We start from the raw sequence: 20,691 nt of genomic DNA on the forward strand, positions 1-20,691 counted from the left end.
GTAGCATTGCAATCATAGTACCTGAACGGCAAACACTCACATATAGACCAGCAGAGTCTAATAACAATAATTAAGTCAGAATCTCAAATGGAAATGAACTCGTTATACATCGATGGCGCAGCGGTTAAAGCTACGTCTGGTGAAACCTTTGATAGTATCAACCCGGCAAACGGCGAACCTATCGCAACGCTAGGCCAAGCCTCTTCAGCGGACGTGGATAGCGCTATTGAATCAGCGAAACGTGGATTTGCGGTATGGTCAGCAATGACAGCCGTGGAACGCAGTCGTATTCTTTTGAAAGCGGTAGCAATACTTAGAGCTCGAAATGATGACCTTGCAAACCTTGAGGTTGTTGATACGGGTAAGCCACTGCAAGAAGCGATTGAAGTGGATGTGGCATCTGGCGCCGATGTGATTGAATACTTCGCAGGCCTTGCGCCTACGCTACAAGGCGATCAACAACCCCTTAGTGAATCTCAATTCTTCTACACTCGTCGTGAACCGCTTGGCATCTGTGCAGGCATTGGCGCGTGGAACTACCCGATTCAAATCGCGATGTGGAAATCAGCTCCGGCATTGGCTGCGGGTAACGCGATGATTTTCAAACCTTCCGAAGAAACGCCGCTCACAGCTCTAAAGCTTGCAGAGATCTTTACTGAAGCTGGTCTTCCTGATGGCGTGTTTAACGTGGTTCAGGGCGATTACCGTGTTGGTCAGATGCTAACGGCGCACCCAGACATCGCAAAAGTGTCGTTCACGGGCGAAACCGGTACCGGTAAAGCGGTAATGGCAGACAGCGCTAAGACGCTGAAATCAATCACCATGGAACTTGGCGGCAAGTCACCAATGATCGTGTTTGATGATGCGAAATTGGATGATGCAGTTTCAGCTTCGATGGTTGCTAACTTCTACACCCAAGGCGAAGTGTGTACTAACGGTACCCGTGTTTATGTACACGAAAACATCTACAACGCATTCATCGATCAACTTAAAACACGCACTGAGAAGCTGATCATTGGTGATCCAATGGACATGGATACTCAGATCGGCGCGTTGATTTCTAAAGAACATCTTTCAAAAGTCCTTGAAGCAATTGAGCTAGCAAAACAGTCGGGCGCAACATTGCTGACTGGCGGTTATCAAGTGACTGACAACGGGCTAGCGAACGGCAACTTTGTTATCCCAACCGTGTTTGTGGACTGCGAAGACAACATGCCACACGTTCAACAAGAGATCTTTGGCCCTGTAATGTCGGTTCTAAAATTCAGCGATGAAGACGACGTGATTCGCCGTGCTAACGACACCAAATATGGCCTTGCGGCTGGCGTGTTCACGCAAAATCTTTCTCGTGCTCACCGCGTGATCCATCAAATGCAGGCTGGTATTTGTTGGGTTAATACGTGGGGTGACTCACCTGCAGAAATGCCTGTTGGTGGCTACAAGCTTTCGGGTGTTGGTCGTGAAAATGGCCCAGAAACTCTACTCCACTATACGCAAACTAAGAGCATTCTTATTGAGCTAGGCGACTACGCCAGCCCTTATGCCTAACGCGTAACACTTAATTCAACGGGCTAGCTTAAAAGAGTTAGCCTCACTGACTCATCTCAGGGAACTTAAAATATGGAACAACGCTACGATTATATTATCGTCGGCGCGGGTTCGGCCGGCTGTGTGTTAGCGGATAGGCTAACGGAAAGCGGTGAACATAGCGTTTTATTACTGGAAGCGGGTGGTACGGATAAGAGTATTTTTATCCAAATGCCAACGGCGCTTTCTTACCCGATGAATACCGAAAAGTACGCATGGCAGTTTGAGACTCAACAAGAGCCAGGCCTTGATGGACGCGAACTGCACTGCCCACGCGGCAAAGTGTTAGGTGGTAGCTCATCAATCAATGGCATGGTTTACGTGCGTGGTCACGCGTGTGATTTTGACCAGTGGGAAGAAGAGGGTGCTGCCGGTTGGAATTACCAAGCGTGTTTGCCTTATTTCCGCCGTGCTGAATCATGGAATAAAGGTGGCGATCAATACCGTGGCGACAATGGCCCAGTCGGCACTTGTAATGGTAACGATATGGAGCTTAACCCGCTTTACCAAGCATTCATTGATGCAGGTAAAGACGCTGGTTACCCAGAAACACAAGACTATAACGGCTACCAGCAAGAAGGCTTCGGCACCATGCATATGACGGTAGACAAGGGTGTTAGAGCCTCAACCTCTAACGCTTATCTACGTCGAGCATTGAAGCGTTCAAACCTGACCTTGAAGAAGGGCATCGTGGCGCGCCGTTTCTTACTTGAAGCACAAGACTCAACTGGCCAATCAGGTCTGAAAGCAGTCGGTGTCGAGTTTGAAAAGTCAGGCAATACTCAAGTGGCTGTGGCGAACAAAGAAGTGATCTCTTCAGCGGGTTCTATCGGTTCCGTTCAACTGCTTCAGCTTTCTGGTATCGGCCCGAAAGCCGTGCTTGAAAAGGCCGGCGTTGAGCTTAAACACGAACTAAGCGGTGTCGGTGAGAACCTTCAAGACCACCTAGAAGTGTACTTTCAATATCACTGCAACGAACCTATCACGCTCAACAGTAAGCTTGGCTTGGTCAGCAAGGGCATGATTGGCGCCGAGTGGATTCTGACTCGCAAAGGCCTTGGTGCCACTAACCACTTTGAATCGTGCGCGTTTATTCGTTCTCGCAAAGGGTTGAAGTGGCCAAACATTCAATATCACTTCCTGCCAGCAGCGATGCGTTACGACGGACAAGCGGCCTTTGATGGTCATGGTTTTCAAGTACACGTTGGGCCTAATAAGCCAGAGAGTCGCGGTACGGTTGCGATCACTTCTGCTGACCCGCATGCCAAGCCAGAGATCATTTTCAACTACATCTCGACTGAGCAAGACCGCCAAGATTGGCGCGATTGTATTCGTTTGACGCGTGAGATTTTGTCGCAACCTGCGATGGATGTGTACCGAGGCGAGGAGATTCAGCCGGGTCTAAGTGTGACTTCTGATGAAGCAATCGACGAATGGGTTAAGCAGAACGTGGAAAGTGCGTATCACCCTTCATGTGGCTGCAAAATGGGCGCTGATGATGATCCAATGGCAGTGCTTGATGAAGAGTGTCGCGTTCGCGGTATTGATAATCTGCGCGTTGTCGATTCGTCGGTTTTCCCTGTTATTCCAAACGGCAACCTTAACGCCCCGACCATTATGGTGGCTGAGCGTGCTTCCGATTTGATTTTGGGTAAGCCAATGCTCAAAGAGCAGGACGTTCCAGTGTGGATTGCACCTGAATGGCAAGACAAGCAAAGAATCAATAAACCAGTAAGAGAAGCGTAAGCCTCTGTTATTGATATAAAAATAATAAAAAGTAACAACCAAAATTAGTCAAAAGTCAGCAAAACTGCCCTGATTAGTATGAGTTAGGGCAGAAAAAGGAAAGATAAAAAGGAATCATTATGACGACTCAACATAAACAAACCGCTACAAAAAAGGTATTAGCAACATTAGCCATCAGTTCATTTGCATTTGGTGCTAACGCTTCTATTGAACCACAGCAATGTGAAAACGTCCGCTTCGCTGATGTAGGCTGGACTGACATTACCGCAACAACCGCCGTTACTTCTGAACTATTAAAAGGCCTTGGTTACAAAACCAAAACCGACCTACTTTCAGTACCGGTGACATACTCTTCAATGGCGAACGGCGATATTGATGTATTCCTAGGTAACTGGATGCCAACTATGGAAGGCGATATTGCTAAGTACCGTGAAGCGGGCACGGTTGAAACCGTTCGTGCCAACCTTGAAGGCGCAAAATACACACTAGCTGTACCAAAATATGTGTACGACTCTGGCGTAAAAAGCTTCGCAGACCTAGCAAAACATGCCGACAAATTTAAAGACCGTATCTACGGCATCGAACCGGGCAACGATGGTAACCGCTTAATCCAATCAATGATTGATTCTGACGCGTTTGGCTTGAAAGATTTCAGCCTAGTGGAATCAAGTGAAGCGGGCATGGTGTCTCAAGTATCACGTGCAGCACGTCGTAGCCAATGGATTGTTTACCTTGGTTGGGCTCCGCACCCAATGAACAGCAATGTTGAAATGGAATACCTTTCAGGTGGTGACGACTTCTTCGGCCCTAACTACGGCGGCGCGAATGTTTACACCAACGTTCGTTCAAACTACCTGTCTGAGTGTGCAAACGTCGGTCAACTTCTACAAAACCTAGAATTCACTCTAGAGATGGAAAACCAGTTGATGGAAGAGATTCTTAACCAGAAAACTAAGCCAGAAAAAGCCGCTCAACAATGGTTGATCAACAATTCTCAACAAGTTGAAGCTTGGTTAGACAACGTAAAAACGCATAAAGGCGAATCAGCGACTCAAGCGGTTACTGAATACCTAAAACAAGTTAAAGCTTAGTTCTACCTATCTCAACAGCTACATAAATAATAAAGGTGGGCTTGCCAATTTATCGATTGGTTTGAAGTAGCCCACCCATAATAAAAGGCAATATTGTGAATTTTATTACGGAAAAAAAAATCCCTGTCGGACAATGGATGGAAGCGGGTGTTGATTGGCTAACAATCAATGCAGCAGGCTTTTTTGATGCTATTTCTATCTTTTTAGAAACCGTCATTATGTTTTTAGTCGATGTATTTAAGTGGATGCCACCGGCTTTACCAATCGTGATGACCGCGGCGATTGCATGGTACTTACACCGTAAACCCTCGCTTGTGATTTTCGTGGTTGCAGCTTTGCTGACTATTTTAAACCTTGGCTACTGGCAAGAAATGCTGGAAACCTTTGTCCTCGTATTTGCAGCGACAACGATTTCCGTATTAATTGGCGTTCCAGTTGGCATTATGGCCGCGCATCGCCCTTGGTTATATACGGTGCTTAGACCCATTCTTGATTTAATGCAGACGGTTCCAACGTTTGTGTATCTGATTCCGACGTTGGTTTTATTCGGCTTGGGTATCGTTCCTGGCTTAATCTCGACCATCACCTTTGCCATTGCCGCGCCAATTCGTTTGACCTACTTAGGCGTCACCAAAGTGCCTGAAGAGTTGATTGAAGCGGGTAAAGCTTTTGGTGCTAGCCGCATGAAATTACTGATGAAGGTGGAGTTACCGGCCGCTTTACCAAGCATTATGGCGGGTGTAACACAGTGTATTATGTTGTCGCTTTCGATGGTGGTTATCGCCGCTCTTGTCGGTGCTGACGGCCTTGGTAAACCTGTTGTTCGAGCATTGAACACAGTGAACATCTCACAAGGTTTTGAAGCTGGATTAGCGATTGTATTAGTCGCAATCATCCTTGACCGCTTGTGCAAAACACCAAACCAGAAGGAAGCTTAATCATGTCTAACTCTCAGGAAAAAAAGACAATGGACGCGATTACCATTAAGAGCCTCGATGTTGTGTTTGGTAATAAATCGAAACAAGCGCTTGAGCTACTCGACCAAGGTAAAACTCGCCAAGAGATCATCGATGAGACTGGTCAAGTTGTCGGCGTAGACAATGTGTCGCTGACGGTTGAAGAAGGCGAGATCTGTGTGTTGATGGGTTTGTCTGGTTCTGGTAAATCATCTTTGCTTCGCGCAGTTAACGGCTTGAATGAGATCAGCCGTGGTTCACTAACAATCAAAGACGGTGACCAACAAGTCGATTTAGCGCAATGTGATGAAGCGACTCTGCGCCACTTACGTACTCACCGCGTATCCATGGTGTTCCAAAAGTTTGCTTTGATGCCATGGCTTAACGTATTAGACAACGTAGCGTTTGGTCTTGAAATGCAGGGTGTAGCGAAAGATGTTCGTCGTGCAAAAGCGCGTGAACAATTAGAAATGGTCGGCCTAGCGGAATGGGAAACCAAGTTCCCGCATGAGCTTTCTGGCGGCATGCAGCAACGTGTTGGTTTGGCGCGTGCGTTTGCAATGGACACCGATATTCTATTAATGGATGAACCGTTCTCGGCGCTTGATCCACTGATTCGTGCGCAGCTGCAAGATGAATTGATCACGCTGCAAAACAAACTCAACAAAACGATTCTGTTCGTGAGTCACGACCTAGATGAAGCACTGAAGATTGGCAATAACATTGCGATCATGGAGTCAGGCAAACTGATTCAACACGGTAAGCCTGAAGAGATCGTGCTGACGCCAAAAACAGAATACGTAAAAGATTTCGTGGCTCACACCAATCCATTGAATGTACTTAAAGGTCGCTCTTTGATGCAGCCTCTTGATTCACTGACGCAAGAGGATGAAAGCTGGAAGATCTGCGATTCTAAAGATCTCTGGATTGAACAGAGTGAAGGTGCTTTATCAGTGAAAGGTGAATCTACTTTGGCGCTTGTTGAGTGGAGCGAGTCTGACGACCTAACCGCGATTAACGCGTCTAGTGTGGTAGTGACAAGCCCGGAGATTGGTATGCGTGATGCGATTAAGCTTAAGCAGATCAGTAACCACCCAATTCTGTTGGTTGAAAACAATCAATTGGTAGGGATTTTGGATAACAGCGAGTTTTACAACGCGCTTACGGGTAATTTTCAGATGAATACAGCCGCGTAAAATTTCGTTTTCCAGCTTGGAGATTAGGGCTGATTTTTTATTGGGTGGAGAGGGTTAAATATCTCTACCTCTATGATTATTAAAATATATTATTCTTTGAACTTGTATTCTCTGATTCATTATTTTTGCCTTCATTGAAGCTTTCATTCCCCCTTCATTAAGTAAAAGTGCCGTACCACGCAAGTTTAGTGGTATAGAAAAGATTGAGAATAGTATGAACATCAGTACAATGCGGAAAAATCAATGAAGTAATTTATCAATTTACAGTGTAATTCGAGCGCGCGTGACGTAATCACTCGAGACATTTCATCGCTTCGACACTGTAAAACCATTCACAGTATATTAGTACAAAGGTCTGCATCTTGGACAAACATGACGAAATCCTGGTCGCTATTCGCCAAATTATTCGCGCTATCGATTTACACTCGAAGAAGCTGAGTAAAGAGTATGGTTTGACTGGCCCTCAATTAATCTTAATGAGAGCAATCCAAGAAATGGGTAATGTGACGATCAAAGAATTGTCTAATCAGACCAATGTAAGCCAAGCAACGACGACGACGATCATCGACCGCCTAGAGTTAAATGGCTATGTACAACGAGTACGCAGTTCATCGGACCGCCGCAAAGTACACGCGAACCTGACTGAGAAAGGTCAAGAGTTGCTAAACAATGCGCCACCGCCGCTGCAAGATAACTTCGTGAAAAAATTCCAAAACCTAGAGACGTGGGAGCAAAGCTTACTGCTTTCTTCGATGCAGCGCGTATCAGCAATGATGAATGCAGAAGACATCGACGCTGCTCCAGTGCTTCAGCTTGAAGGCATTGCAAACGTAGCTAAAAGCTAACGTTAGTTTTAAATTATTTATTTAAAACAAAAACTTAAATAGTTATTAAATGGTCGCATTAAGCGGCCATTTTTGATCTCACCATGTAAAGTTTCTAGTTATACTGCCTGTTCGCTACGTCCTTCTATTTTAAATCTCCCTGGTTTTTAACCCTACGTTGTAATCACCTTATTTATTTGTATTAAAAAATGCATTGACGATTCTCTGACAATAAAAATATAGACCGACCGGTCTGATTTGTATTATTGTGTGCTCATCTTAACCATGAGGTGATGTATGAAATACGAATTGGCGCCAACACAAATGACCATGACGTTGAACAACATGCAGGGAGCTTTTGCACAGAACCCGATGCCAGCGGTATCGGTGAGAATTGAGCAGTTGCTTGCACTTAAATCTGCGCTTATCGATTACACAGATCGTTTGTGTTTAGCCGTGAGTGAGGACTATGGTCACCGCAGTCGACAAGACACTTTGATGGCCGACATATTGCCTTGTATCGGAAATATCGATCACAGCATTGAGTGTTTACCTCATTGGTCGACATCTTCGATTCGTCATTCCGGCCCTTTGCTTTCAACCTCTCGTGTTGAAGTGGTTTATCAACCCAAAGGCGTTGTTGGGATCATTGCTCCGTGGAACTTCCCGATCATGTTATCCGTCGGCCCGCTTATTTCGGCGTTGGCAGCGGGCAATCGCGCCATGATCAAGATGAGTGAATTTACCCCTGCGACGAACCAAGTATTAAGATCGCTATTGGTAGAAGTTTTCCATGCCGATGAGGTGTGCTTGGTTGAAGGTGAGGTAGAAATCGCAGCCGCATTTTCGGCATTGCCGTTTGAGCATCTTCTGTTTACGGGGTCAACCCAAGTGGGTCGCCAAGTGATGAGGTCAGCGGCTGACACGCTAACTCCAGTCACGCTAGAGCTAGGCGGTAAGTCACCGGTTATCGTTGCAGAAGACATGCCAATTGATATCGCGGTTGAGCGAATCATTTATGGTAAGAGCCTCAATAACGGGCAGGTGTGTGTGGCTCCTGACTATGTATTGCTACCTGAAGGGAAAGTTGAATCTTTCATTCAAGAGTATAAAAAACAGTACCAATTGCTGTTCGATGAAGGGGTCTATTCCGAGAGTTTGACGTCCCTAATCAATCCTCGTCAATGCGATCGTATTGTCGGCTTGTTGAATGAAGAGCAACAAGCAGGAACGCGAACCGTCGCTTGCCATGACGAAGCAATGGACTTAGATTGCCAACGACTGGTGACGCACCTAATTGTTGAACCAAGCCTGTCATCCAAGGTGATGAACGAAGAGATTTTCGGCCCACTATTACCCTTGATTACGTATCGCAATATCGAAGAGGCGTTCCAAGTCATCAATAGCAAACCAAGGCCGTTAGCGCTCTATCTAATGAGCTTTGATTTGAGCTTACAAGCTCAGGTTAAGCACCAAGTTCATTCCGGCGGAATGTGTATCAATGACTGTGTTTTCCATCTAGCGGTTGATGACGCGCCGTTTGGTGGCATTGGTGAATCAGGGCAGGGCAATTATCACGGTAAAGAAGGTTTCCTTACCTTCTCCCATGCCAAAACCGTCTTGGAAACAGGCTTAGATCATCGAGTTAAGCATCTGTTTTCAAAAGAAGACAACGAATTAAAGACCGCAGTGATGAGCATGCTTGGCAAGTAAATCATTTCTGTCATTACTCAATTTATCTACAAGAAGTTATTTATAAGAAATTATTTTTACGACGTTATTTTAAGAGGTTATTTTTATGTTAGAACGATTTTTTGAACGAACGATGAAAGCGTATTTGATGGTTACAGGATTCTTAACCGCAACCGCTTTCTCTACTTTCCTTGCGCCTGATTGGAGTATGCAAACGCTGTTCTCGTACAACGATACGATGATGGTGAACAAAGAGTATCTTATGGGTACCTATCAACACTGGGGAGTCATGGTTGGCTGTATTGGTGTGTTGTTGATGTTCTCGGCGAAGTACAAATCGCTGCGCACTTCGACCATGATTTACAGTGCATTTGAGAAGTCGATGTTTGTGGGCATATTCTTATACAACGTATGTATCAACGATTATGAGTGGTTTTACGGATGGAGCGGTGTGTTTGCGCTCGATGGATTTGTGACTGTCTACTCTTTAGTTTACCTGTATTACTACCTCACTAGAGACAAAAGCAAGGTGCCAGCTCATCTTCGTTAATAGTTAATAAGTTGCTCATGGTGAGTCAATGACACTTATTCAATGATCACTAACTAGCTTACTTATTACTACAGCCCGCATTTGCGGGCTTTTTTCGTTTTTGGGCAATGATCCATAAAGATCTTAATTGACATATCTTTGACATTAACACTCTAGACCGACCGGTTTGTATTGGTTATTGTTTAGTCATCAACTAGAAATGAGGTAAATACCATGACAACCAATAATTTTAACTTTCAACTTAAAACCATTGTTCATGCTCAAGAGAATGGCATTGAAAATATCCCTTCTCTTTTTGGTCGCTTAGGTGCGCAAAGAGTCGTGCTCTTTTCTGATAAAGGCTTGGAGTCTCTTGGTTTTGTTGAGCAGTTCTCGGCGTTGTTTGTAAACGAAAAGGTGAACCAGCCAGGTAATGAACAAGCAGTTCAACTTGTTGGTGTGTACACCGATATCGCGCCAGACGCGACTTGCGACAACATCAACGCTGCCATTGAATTTGCAAACAGCGTCAATGCTGATGCGATCTTGTCTGTTGGTGGTGGCAGTGTGATTGATGCTTCTAAAGGTGTGAAATACGCATTTCATAAACAGATAGATGATATCCGTACGGTGATTGCGGGCGGCGGTCATATGGATGTGTGGCCAAACAATGAAGATATTCGAGTGCCACACATTGCGGTTCCGACAACGGCTGGCACGGGCGCAGAAGCCTCTCCGATTGCTGTTTTTTACAATGAACATGAAAACATTAAGGCAAGTCTAGTCGCGTCTGGATTGGAAGCTGATATCGCGATCCTTGATCCAACGGTGACCACTAAGCTGCCTGATCATCTGACTCGTTCTACCGCGATGGATGCACTAACACACGCTGTTGAAGCGATTGTCTCGCCAATGAGTAATGCATTCACTGACGCTTACGGCATTCAGGCAGCAAAACTGATTATTGAAAACTTACCCTTGGCATTGAAAGAGCCAGAAAACCTAACCGCACGTGGCAATCTTCTTCAAGCAAGCACCATGGCGATCTCTGCATTTTATTCGTCTTTGGGCGGTATTCCGATTCACAACTGTGCTCATGCCTTTGGTGCGATTAGCCACATTCCACATGGCGATGCCAACACGGTATTAATGCCGGTTGTGATTGAAGCACTGCCAGAGTTCTACATGCCGAATGCGGCGAAGTTAGCTCAAGCATTCTCTGTCGACACTACGGGAACCGATGAGATGGTTTACCAGAGAGTGTTGGATTTCTTAAATAACTTCCAAACCAGTGTCGGTGCGATGAAGCGTTTCTGCAGCTGGGACTTTGATGAGCAAGAGAAGAGCAACATTGCAGAAGCGATTGAAAAAGACATCTGTTTTCAGTTCTACCCAATCTCGAAACAGACGATTGAAACCATCATAGAGAAAGCGATTTAAGTCTCTGTTTTAATCGACTGAATGTTATGACCATTTAATTCAGTCGATGATTCACTCAACAATCATTACTCGAGAGCCAATTATGAAAATTGAAAACGTATTGCTATCAAGCTTGTGCATCATCGCGCCATTCCTACTTTTCACCTAATTCATTCAACAGGGACGTCGAGACCTTTATTCCCGAGGAGGAAATAAATGCTCAATAAACGTTTAACTACCGTGATTTTGGCGGGTGTTTTGGTTGTTCTGTTTTTTGCCAAGGCAAGCTTTGGAAGCGAGAGCTTTGAGAATGAAGCAACAATGGCGAAAGCGCAGCAGCATCAAGACGTCGTGCAACTGTTGGATGAAGCTTACCAAGGGCAATTGGATGCCCAGCTCTCTGTCGCTTACTTATATCTGAGCGGAGATGGCGTAGAACAGAATGATGAAAAAGCCGCGGAGTGGTTCGTCACCGCAGCCAATAACGGTAGCCCTGAAGCTCAAACACAGCTTGGGTTGATGTATATCTCTGGAAGTGGCGTTCAAGCCAGCCAAGTGGAGGCTGTCACCTGGATTGGCATGGCAGCAGCTCAAGAGTATAACCCCGCGCTCGACTTATTACATTGGATGTCGCAAGCCGCGCACTAATTCAAATCCTAACTCAGGTTAATCACAGAAAGGTTAGCCTCAGAAAAAGTTATTCGCAGAAAAGTTAATTACTGAAAAAGTTAATCACAGAAATTGGAGAACGTCTTATGCAGACATTCAAGAAATCTTTAGTCTTCACTGCAATGGCCGCGGCAAGCAGTGCTGCTCTGGCCGCAGAATCAGAAAAACCGAATATTGTTGTCATTGTTGGCGATGATGTGGGCTTTGCCGATACTCAGCCTTATGGCTCAGAAGCCAATACACCAAACCTAATGGCGCTGGCTGAAGAAGGGGTTAAGTTTACTAACTTTCACGCGTCACCAACCTCATCGGTAACGCGCTCTATGATGTTAACCGGAGCAAATAGCCACGAGGTTGGGCTAGGCACCTTCGACTATGCTGTCTATCCGGGTGCGATTGGCAAGCCGGGTTATGAAGGTTACCTCACCAAGAAAGGGGTTACGGTCGCAACGCTGCTTAAAGAGAGTGGCTATAACACTTACCTCTCTGGTAAATGGCACTTGGGGCACGACGATGGTTTCTTACCTGACGATCGAGGTTTTGAAGAGAGTTACGGTATCTTAGCGGGCGGCTCGAATCACTTTAATCGAGATATGATGTTCCCGGCCAAAAACGCTGCGACAGCGGATGCGCTGCAAAAAGGGGATATTCCCGGCGTCGAAGTTGAGCCAACTTACCGTAACGGTGAAGTGGTTGAGGACAAGTACAAAGGCGAGTATTCAGACCAAATTTACACCAACGAGATCATCAAGATGATCGACAGCAAAAAAGACGACGGTAAGCCTTTCTTCGCTTACGTCCCATTCACCGGTATTCACCTGCCATTGCAAGCGCCTGAGTCTGCCTATCAAGATAAAGTCGATTATTACGTCGAGCATGGTTGGGACTCGGTTCGAGAAGATCGTTTCCAACGCATGAAAGAGATGGGCGTGATTCCAAAAGACGCCGATATTTCAGATCGTAACGCATTAAGCCGCCCTTGGGACTCGCTTTCTGAGAAAGAACAAAAGTGGTACGGCAAGAAAATGGCTGTCGCGATGGGCATGATGGAAATGCAGGACCAACAAGTCGGTCAGATAGTCGATTACCTGAAAGAAATCGGGGAATACGATAATACTTACATTATGTACCTAGCGGATAACGGCCCAGAAGCGGCGGATATTACCGGTGAAAATATCAGTGATTTGATCCGAACATGGACTGCTCATCATTTCGATAATTCGACTGAAAATTTGGGTAACGCGAACTCCAGTGTGTCACTTGGTCCTGAGTGGGCAAGCGCTTCAACCGGTGGCCTATCTTGGTACAAAGCTTACACAGCAGAGGGCGGTATCCGTGTGCCATTTATCGTTAAGCCAGCCAAAGCGCTTTTAGCCGGTGAAGATGCGTTGCAACCGGGAACTCAGACAGACGACTTATCCCAAGTGAAGGACATTGCAGCCACGATTCTTGAGATTGCAGAGGTCGATCATCCAGGAACGGAATATCAAGGTCGAGAAGTGGCGCCGATGAGTGGTGTGAGCTTGTTGCCTTACTTCAAAGGGGAAACGGCAGACGTGCACAGTGCCAACAATGCGATTCCATTTGAATTGTTTGGTAGCGGGATTTTGCTTAAAGGTGATTACAAGATCATCCGAATCTCTACGGGAATGGGCGGTGACAGTGAGTGGCACCTATACAACACCAAGAAAGATCCTGCAGAGCAACATGACTTGAGAAATGAAATGCCAGATCTGTTCCTTGAAATGGTCGCTGAATATCAAGAATACGAAAAAGCGCAAAATATCGTCCCAGTTGACGAAACGTGGAACCCGTTTGAAAACGTGAAATAGAGGAAAAAACCATTCGGCCAACCTAATGCTATCAAGCTTGGTTGGCCGATGAACACCGTGTAAAGGAATTACGAATTGTTTTGGCTAATACAATAACTTTTACATCGAGGCACTCTTCATGACGACATTATCGCTATCAAATTTGAGCTCAGTTCCGCAGTTCAATGGCAAAGCACACAGCAAACTTCAGGCCTTAGCAAAACCGATAGGTGCGGTGTGTAATATCAGTTGCACCTACTGTTATTATTTAGAAAAACAACAGCTGCTTGAATACCCAAAAGGCTCTCAATATACGATCGATGAAGTTCTGTTAGAGCGTTATATCAAGCAATATATAGAAGGGCAGAATACGCCTGAAATCATCTTTTCTTGGCATGGTGGAGAGCCTACCTTGTTGGGGATTGAGTACTTTCAAAAGGTCGTCGAGCTGCAGAAAAAATATTGTCCTAGCTACAGTAAGATCAGCAATGACCTTCAAACCAACGGCACGTTACTGAATGATGCGTGGTGTGATTTCTTCAAAAAGAATGACTTTATCATTGGTGTGAGCATTGACGGCCCAGAGCACTTACACAATCACTACCGAACCAACCGTGCAGGCAAAGGCACTTTTTCTCAAACAATGCGTGGCATTCGCTACTTGAAGCAGCATGACGTCGAGTTCGCGACCCTAAGCTGCGTGAATGATGTGACAGGAAAATATCCATTAGAGGTCTATCGCTTTCTGCGTGATGAAGTGGGTTCGAAGCAATTGCAGTTTATTCCTGTGGTCGATAAGCGTGCTGCTCATACTAACAACAAATGGCTCACCAACCAGAAGGCGATCATTCCTGTTTCAGGCGATCTAGAGCCGTGGAGTGTTGAATCAGCGCAATGGGGAGAGTTTCTCTCTACGATTTTTGATGAATGGTACCAATATGATTTTGGTCAGGTGCTCGTGCCTTATTTTGAAAACTTCTTTGGTGTGTGGATGGGGAAAGAAAGCACGATGTGCACATTGAGTGAGATTTGCGGGAAAGGGCTCGCGGTTGAACCGAATGGTGATGTCTATTCATGTGACCATTATGTTTTTCCTGAATTTCAGTTGGGTAACATTCAGGAGCAAGAACTTTCCACCTTAGCTTTCTCATCAGCGCAGCAGCGTTTTGGGTTCGCCAAACAGAAGTCTCTGCCGAAATAATGCCAAGCCTGTGAGTTTAAATTTGCATGCCATGGCGAGTGCCCTAAAAACCGCATCATCAAAAGTCGAGATGGTGAGGCTGGGTTAAATTATCTCTGTGAAGGATGGCTGAGCTTCTTCAAGCATATCGACCCTGTTATTAAGGGCTTACTCAAAGCTAATAATATTCCGTCTCGTCTGGGGTGAGGGAGTAAGCGTGAATCGATTTAATCAATGTTTACAGTAAGATAGAAGGCTCGCATAAATTATGCGAGCCTTTTGGTATTTGGTATTTGGTATTTGGTATTTGGTAACGGGTATCTAGTCAGCCGATTCTTGGGCTGGGTTCATGGCGAGAAGAGTCTCTTCCATGGCATTGTTTAGAATCGAACGGTTACGCTGCATGGCGGCCATGAGCGTTGAGCCTAGCCATAGACCATAAAGCATTCGAGACAGCGATTCGGGCTCTGCGATCGTGAAATCACCGGTCTCATTGCCTTCTTCAAATAGCTTCGCCATACGCAGGATGATCTTTTCTGCGCCTATTGCCATTGTGGACTGTAACGGGTTAGCAGACCCAGATACTTCTCCCGCCAGTTTTACGACAAGACATTGGATATTGAAGTCTTCAGTCAGTTTCGATGCACACCAAAACTCGAAATAGGCTTTTACGCGGTCCCGACGAGAAAGCGACTCATCACTTAAAAAGTCATCTAGCTTAGCGAGATGCTCATAAAAGTAGTTAGTAAGAAGGATCTCACCAAAGTGTTCTTTGGATTTGAAGTAATGGTAAAAAGAACCCTTCGTGCCTTCCGCTTGGTTGATGATTTTCATCAGGCCAACACCAGCAAACCCGTGTTCATTAATAAGGCTAAAACCTGCATCGAGCATAGCTTGTCGCATGTCTTTCATTGTTCTTACTCTTTATGCTGAGAATGAGGAATAGTGTAACGAGCAACATACCAACCGTCCAGTCTAGCGCGTTAGGACGCGGTCAATAATTGACTCGTTTCGTCAAAGTAACATTTTCTCTTATTGGCACTTCTAAGCGACAAAGCTTTTTTCAAGATAAACACATCCTATAAATCGAAAATAACAACCTTAAAGGGCTTGTTTGGTGCCTTAAAATGGCTAAATCAGGGCATTTTAAGTTACTGTTTTTGTTGGTTTTTAATTTGGTGTTTTCTTGGAATCGCAATGGTAGTCTTAGCTTAATTTCTTTAGGGGGCTAAATGGACACCAATAACAGCACTTATCATCAGCACAGTTTTGCTCAGCAAGATTTATCAGAGCTTACATTTACAGCCTGCACGTTTATCCGTTGTGATTTCAGACGTTCGAACTTACGTGATGCAACGTTTATTAACTGTAAGTTTATCGAACAAGGCGATATTGAGGGATGCCACTTTGATATTGCCGACTTACGAGATGCAAGCTTCCAGAATTGCCAGTTGGCGATGGCGAATTTTAGTAACGCGAATTGCTATGGTATTGAGCTACGTGAATGCGATTTGAAAGGGGCGAACTTCACTCGTGCTAACTTTGCTAATCAGGTAAGCAATAGAATGTACTTTTGCTCAGCATATATTACGGGCTGTAACCTGTCATACGCCAATTTTGAACAGGCTTGTTTAGAGAAGTGTGAGTTATTTGAAAACCGCTGGATAGGTACTTACCTTGGCGGAGCGTCACTAAAAGAGTCCGATCTTAGCCGAGGCGTGTTCTCGGAAGATGTATGGGGGCAATTCAGTATGCAGGGGGCTAACTTGTGTCATGCTGAATTAGAAGGGTTAGATCCTCGCAAGGTAGACACATCGGGGATTAAAATTGTCGCTTGGCAGCAAGAGCAACTGCTTGAAACCATGGGTATTGTGGTCATGCCCGATTGATCGCTGTAATTTCCAACTGCAGGCTATAGAAGAAAAGCCCAAAGCTAATAACTTTGGGCTTTTCCGTATTTGGCAACCAGCATTTTATAATGAAGTTTAGAAAAGAGAATGCTTGGCGAATATTGAGCTGATTAGTGCATACCTGAGCGCATTTTATCGGCAAGCGCAAAGAAGACAAACAACACAAAACATACTAGAGCAACACCCAGTGAAACTAAGATTGTTGTTGCATCTTTTGACATCAATGGGATAACGATAGAGGCTAACGCTACTAACATAACAAGGATATGAACGATTCGTCCGACGATTGGATTCTTATGACAAAATGAAGCCCATAGGTAACGCATTTTTAACACCAGTATAAAATTAGTGGTTTTATTCTATTTGCTTAATGAGTGTTTTGTAAATAATTTTTGATTGCAGGTGACTGTAAATATGATCTGGGTCGTTCTAGTATAAAACTGATTAAATAACAGAGGTTTATTTTTATTTTAAAGGATGTTTTTCATCTAAATGACGACCATGGTATTCCGTATTCTTTAGAATAGTAAGTCAAATATTATTCGATTTTCACTTTCTTGACTGAATGTCTCATTTATTGAGCCTTCTGTTAAGAGGCTGGTTGCTTACTCCTATTCCTCTTATAAATGTCACGCAAGCTACAAGCAGGTTTCTAGCCTATTATCCCTTTTTGTTATTTATCAAAGCGACCCCTCAAACTGAGAACGAAGTAATCTTTCGAATTTTTCTGTTTGATATACTCAACGCTTATTCGATGAAGATGATGGAGATGATATGTCGAAAACCGCGAAGATCATTAATGAAGATAAGCTGGTAAAAAAAGCAGTTGAGGTCGGTTTTAAGATGGCAAAACTACAAGGTTTTGATTTGCCACATTCATCCCAACCGATAAAGGTTAAAGCGGTGTATTTGTTCCTTGTAGAGGTTAATCAGATCACACCGTTACCTGACGATAAGCTTGATGGTGCCAACATTAAAAAACGTTTGGCGCTATGGATTCACAAAGCATTGCCTGATAATGACCCATTGAAGTAAGGGCGCCTTCGCCTTTATCGTCTTCAATGAGAATTCATATGTGTTTCTAATTGAAAAAGCCTAGCGATCCCTCGCTAGGCTTTGTTGTTTTTAGGGCCTGTTTTTCAACGACAAATGTTTATGTTCTCGTTTACACAGCCTGTACTGGTTCTGTTGGTTTGTGATTTTCTGAGCCATCGTTGGTGATGTGGTCATACTTTTCAGTGAGGTGATCTTGAATTTTTTGGTGATACGCGCCGTTCAGCTTGTAGAAGCGGAAGTAGATGATTAATGCAATGGCAAAGAAGAAAGCAGGTAGGCCGACCATGATGCATTGCATGCCAAATACGGTTTCAGGGCTTTGCACTACATTAGGTACATAGTCGACGGCAGTGAGCGAGATACCGATGAAGAAAGCGGCAAATGCAGAGCCTGCTTTTACGACTAAGGTTTGCACAGAGTAAGCAATGCTTTCACAACGAGAGCCTAGTTTAAATTCACCATAGTCGACGGTGTCTGCCACCATAATGACGTTAAGAACCCAGAATAAAGCGGTACCGATTTGTAGGAACACACCCGCCGTTGAAATCAACAAAATGCTTTGTTTGTCGTACATGCCAACATAGATAAGAACAGCACTGCCTAAAATAGGGAAAGTGGAAGCACAAGCCCATAGAGTACGGCGTGAGAACATTTTTGCGAGTTTAGGAAACAACACCAGTGTGATGAGGTTCGCGATGCCTGCATAAGCCATGTAATAAGGGAACAACTCTTCGTTACCTACAACATAGGTGAAGTAGTAGACCGCGAAGGCTGTGATGATGTTGGTCGCCAAGTTGTAAGACAGTGCCATGCATAGAACGCTGGTCAATTGGTCGTTTTTGTAGATAAGTGACAGTAGCTTTTTCAGTGATACTTTTTCTTCCGGCTGTGTGGTGTCGAGGTTTGCGGTTGAATAGCGTTCTTTGACATTACGCAGTGTGATAAACGTCGAGACTAAGAAACAGGCAATCAACAGTAGCGTAAATATTTGAAACCCAAACCCCTTGTCGTCACCACCTACATAGTTGACGAAGGGCATTGCAATGGCAGCGGTTACAATCCACGCGAGGCTGGCAAAGAAGCGAGGATATGGGACTAACTCTTCGCGTTCGCGTTTATCTAAGGTGAGTGTTGGAACTAACGACCAAAAAGGAATATCCATTAGTGTGTAAGTCATACCCCACAAAATATAAGTGATAGCGGCGTAGGCGATTAACCAAGGGCCTTCGATGTAATGTGCACTAAACACCATGAGTAGCACGACAGAGTTGGCGAGCGTGCCAATTAAAATCCAAGGTTTGAATTTGCCCCAACGGGTGCGCGTATTGTTGACCAACCAGCCCATGATTGGGTCGTTGACCGCATCCCAAATACGGGCGACGAGAAAGATGGTACCGACGGTAGCGGCAGAAATACCGACTACATCCGTGTAGTAAAACATTAGGTACATATAGACGATGGTGATTGCGAAGTCTTTACCAAATGCGCCAAAGCCATAACTGAGCTTGGTATTCATAGAGATACTCATTGCCACTCCTTACGCCTCCCCTGTGAGAAGGCGCTAATATTCACGTTATTGTATGTTTTTATTAGTATGAAATTACTTGTTAACCCACTCTGGTAACCAACCTTCATGTGCCTCAATCAAGTCATCAACCAGCGCGTATATCTCTTCTATTCCAAGTACTGCAGCTGTATGAGGGTCGAGCATCGCAGCATGATAAATACGGTCGCGGTTTTCAGTGAGAATGGCTTCGGTTAATAGAGTTTGGACGTTGATATTGGTTTGCATCAATGCGGCTAAGTGGTTTGGTAGACGTCCAGCTTTGATTGGTTGAACACCATTAGCATCAACTAAACAGGCGACTTCAACACAGCAACCTTGCGGTAAGTTGTCTATTAAAGCTTCGTTTTTAACGTTGCCATAGATGACGCTCGGAGTACCTGTCCAGATAGAATTCATGATGGTGCTGGCGTACTCATGAGACTCATCAACGGTAATTTTGTCAGCTGTTTTGAGTTCTTGAAGGTCGCGCTTCCAATCGGCTATTTGCTCGACACAGCGCTTCGGGTACTCATCAAGTGGCACTTTATAACGTTCAATTAAATCTGGGCGATTCGGCTTGATAAAGTAGGGGGTGTATTCCGAAAAATGTTCAGAAGACTCAGTCACAAAGTAGCCAAGCTTCTTAAACATCTCATAGCGAACTAAGTTGGTGCAGCGACCATTGTGATAAATACCCGGTTTAGGCGCTTGCCCACTCTCAAAAGCTTCAAGTAGATCTGGATAAATATCGATGTATTGACCACTTTCTGTTTTCTTCTCAAGAGTGAGGTAGTAAGCCATGTGGTTGATGCCAGCGCAGGTATAGCGAAGGTCTGAATAATCTAAGTCCAGGTCGCGCGCTAATTCTTCTGCTGTGCCTTGTACTGAGTGGCATAAACCGACTTGTTTGATGTGCGGGTATTTCTCGTACATCGCCCACGTGTTCATCGCCATAGGGTTGACGTAGTTGAGCATAGTGCCGTTCGGGCAAACCTCGGTCATATCTTCACACACGCTCCAAAGGTGTGGGACAGTGCGTAGTGAACGCATAATGCCGCCCGGACCTAGCGTGTCTGCGATCGTTTGTTCCAGACCATGGCGTTTACACACTTCAAAATCTGTGACTGTGCAGGGTTCATAACCGCCGATTTGGAAAGCGATGACAACGAAGTCTGCATCTTGTAGTGCCTCTTTTTGATTTAAGTGGCATGAAATAGAGCCAGTAGCACCAGATGATTCCATGAGTTTACTGACGACTAGGTGTGACTCTTCTAATCGGGTCTCATCAATATCCATCAAGGCGACATGAGCGTTTTGTAGTGCAGAACGATGGAAAACGTCACCAAGAATGTTCTTAACAAAAATGGTTGATCCTGCGCCGATGAATGTGATCTTAGGGCTTTGCATAGTGGAATCCTTTATCTCTCTGAGTTCTTTGTTGATACAGACAAAGTACACCTAGAACCCACGTCGATTCGT

17 protein-coding genes and 1 pseudogene are annotated in these 20,691 nt (G+C 44.8%); 14 read left to right on the forward strand and 4 right to left on the reverse strand.

What is annotated here, in order from left to right; genetic code table 11:
- Window positions 1–87: 87 nt before the first annotated feature.
- From betB to AC3CIA_RS19355, 12 genes and pseudogenes are all read left to right on the forward strand, one after another.
- Window positions 88–1,548 (forward strand): betaine-aldehyde dehydrogenase, encoded by a 1,461-nt coding sequence (gene betB, locus AC3CIA_RS19300; protein ID WP_488519558.1) that lies wholly within the window; start codon window positions 88–90, stop codon window positions 1,546–1,548.
- Window positions 1,549–1,620: 72 nt separating this feature from the next.
- Window positions 1,621–3,333 (forward strand): choline dehydrogenase, encoded by a 1,713-nt coding sequence (gene betA, locus AC3CIA_RS19305; protein WP_488519559.1) that lies wholly within the window; start codon window positions 1,621–1,623, stop codon window positions 3,331–3,333.
- 119 nt (window positions 3,334–3,452) lie between these two features.
- On the forward strand, window positions 3,453–4,424 hold the full coding sequence (locus AC3CIA_RS19310) for a choline ABC transporter substrate-binding protein (RefSeq protein WP_488519560.1): 972 nt from the start codon (window positions 3,453–3,455) through the stop codon (window positions 4,422–4,424).
- Between the two features lie 95 nt (window positions 4,425–4,519).
- On the forward strand, window positions 4,520–5,362 hold the full coding sequence (gene choW / locus AC3CIA_RS19315) for a choline ABC transporter permease subunit (protein WP_488519561.1): 843 nt from the start codon (window positions 4,520–4,522) through the stop codon (window positions 5,360–5,362).
- A gap of 2 nt (window positions 5,363–5,364) precedes the next feature.
- Complete coding sequence (choV, locus tag AC3CIA_RS19320) at window positions 5,365–6,576, forward strand: choline ABC transporter ATP-binding protein (protein ID WP_488519562.1); 1,212 nt, start codon at window positions 5,365–5,367, stop codon at window positions 6,574–6,576.
- A 362-nt stretch (window positions 6,577–6,938) separates the two neighbouring features.
- Window positions 6,939–7,421 (forward strand): MarR family winged helix-turn-helix transcriptional regulator, encoded by a 483-nt coding sequence (locus AC3CIA_RS19325; RefSeq protein ID WP_004732429.1) that lies wholly within the window; start codon window positions 6,939–6,941, stop codon window positions 7,419–7,421.
- 276 nt (window positions 7,422–7,697) lie between these two features.
- The gene (locus AC3CIA_RS19330; protein WP_488519563.1) at window positions 7,698–9,113 is read left to right on the forward strand and encodes a coniferyl aldehyde dehydrogenase; all 1,416 of its coding nucleotides are present in this window, start codon (window positions 7,698–7,700) and stop codon (window positions 9,111–9,113) included.
- Between the two features lie 85 nt (window positions 9,114–9,198).
- Window positions 9,199–9,642 (forward strand): hypothetical protein, encoded by a 444-nt coding sequence (locus AC3CIA_RS19335; protein WP_004732424.1) that lies wholly within the window; start codon window positions 9,199–9,201, stop codon window positions 9,640–9,642.
- Between the two features lie 213 nt (window positions 9,643–9,855).
- Window positions 9,856–11,061: an iron-containing alcohol dehydrogenase gene (locus AC3CIA_RS19340; RefSeq protein WP_488519564.1), complete on the forward strand. Its 1,206-nt coding sequence runs from the start codon at window positions 9,856–9,858 to the stop codon at window positions 11,059–11,061.
- A 195-nt stretch (window positions 11,062–11,256) separates the two neighbouring features.
- Entirely contained in the window at window positions 11,257–11,688 is a 432-nt protein-coding gene (locus AC3CIA_RS19345; protein ID WP_488519565.1) for a tetratricopeptide repeat protein, read from the forward strand.
- Between the two features lie 107 nt (window positions 11,689–11,795).
- The gene (locus AC3CIA_RS19350; RefSeq protein WP_488519566.1) at window positions 11,796–13,541 is read left to right on the forward strand and encodes an arylsulfatase; all 1,746 of its coding nucleotides are present in this window, start codon (window positions 11,796–11,798) and stop codon (window positions 13,539–13,541) included.
- A gap of 118 nt (window positions 13,542–13,659) precedes the next feature.
- Window positions 13,660–14,907 (forward strand): annotated as a pseudogene (locus AC3CIA_RS19355) (anaerobic sulfatase maturase).
- 114 nt (window positions 14,908–15,021) lie between these two features.
- On the opposite strand, the gene AC3CIA_RS19360 reads toward AC3CIA_RS19355, so the two are convergent.
- The gene (locus AC3CIA_RS19360) at window positions 15,022–15,612 is read right to left on the reverse strand and encodes a TetR/AcrR family transcriptional regulator (protein WP_488519567.1); all 591 of its coding nucleotides are present in this window, start codon (window positions 15,610–15,612) and stop codon (window positions 15,022–15,024) included.
- Window positions 15,613–15,932: 320 nt separating this feature from the next.
- Here AC3CIA_RS19360 and AC3CIA_RS19365 point away from each other — a divergent pair, with 320 nt between their 5' ends.
- Window positions 15,933–16,589, forward strand: a complete 657-nt coding sequence (locus AC3CIA_RS19365; protein ID WP_054545985.1) for a Qnr family pentapeptide repeat protein — start codon at window positions 15,933–15,935, stop codon at window positions 16,587–16,589.
- 131 nt (window positions 16,590–16,720) lie between these two features.
- On the opposite strand, the gene AC3CIA_RS19370 is transcribed toward AC3CIA_RS19365, so the two are convergent.
- Complete coding sequence (locus tag AC3CIA_RS19370) at window positions 16,721–16,936, reverse strand: hypothetical protein (RefSeq protein WP_237297626.1); 216 nt, start codon at window positions 16,934–16,936, stop codon at window positions 16,721–16,723.
- A gap of 448 nt (window positions 16,937–17,384) precedes the next feature.
- On the opposite strand from AC3CIA_RS19370, the gene AC3CIA_RS19375 reads away from it, so the two are divergent.
- Window positions 17,385–17,645, forward strand: coding sequence for a DUF5062 family protein (locus AC3CIA_RS19375; RefSeq protein WP_004732406.1), 261 nt, complete (start codon window positions 17,385–17,387; stop codon window positions 17,643–17,645).
- Window positions 17,646–17,775: 130 nt separating this feature from the next.
- Here AC3CIA_RS19375 and melB read toward each other — a convergent pair whose 3' ends face one another.
- Window positions 17,776–19,194 (reverse strand): melibiose:sodium transporter MelB, encoded by a 1,419-nt coding sequence (melB, locus tag AC3CIA_RS19380; protein ID WP_488519568.1) that lies wholly within the window; start codon window positions 19,192–19,194, stop codon window positions 17,776–17,778.
- Window positions 19,195–19,266: 72 nt separating this feature from the next.
- Complete coding sequence (gene melA, locus AC3CIA_RS19385; protein ID WP_054545982.1) at window positions 19,267–20,619, reverse strand: alpha-glucosidase/alpha-galactosidase; 1,353 nt, start codon at window positions 20,617–20,619, stop codon at window positions 19,267–19,269.
- Between the last annotated feature and the right edge of the window lie 72 nt (window positions 20,620–20,691).

The sequence above is a fragment of the Vibrio sp. QJM3NY_27 genome (assembly GCF_057785955.1).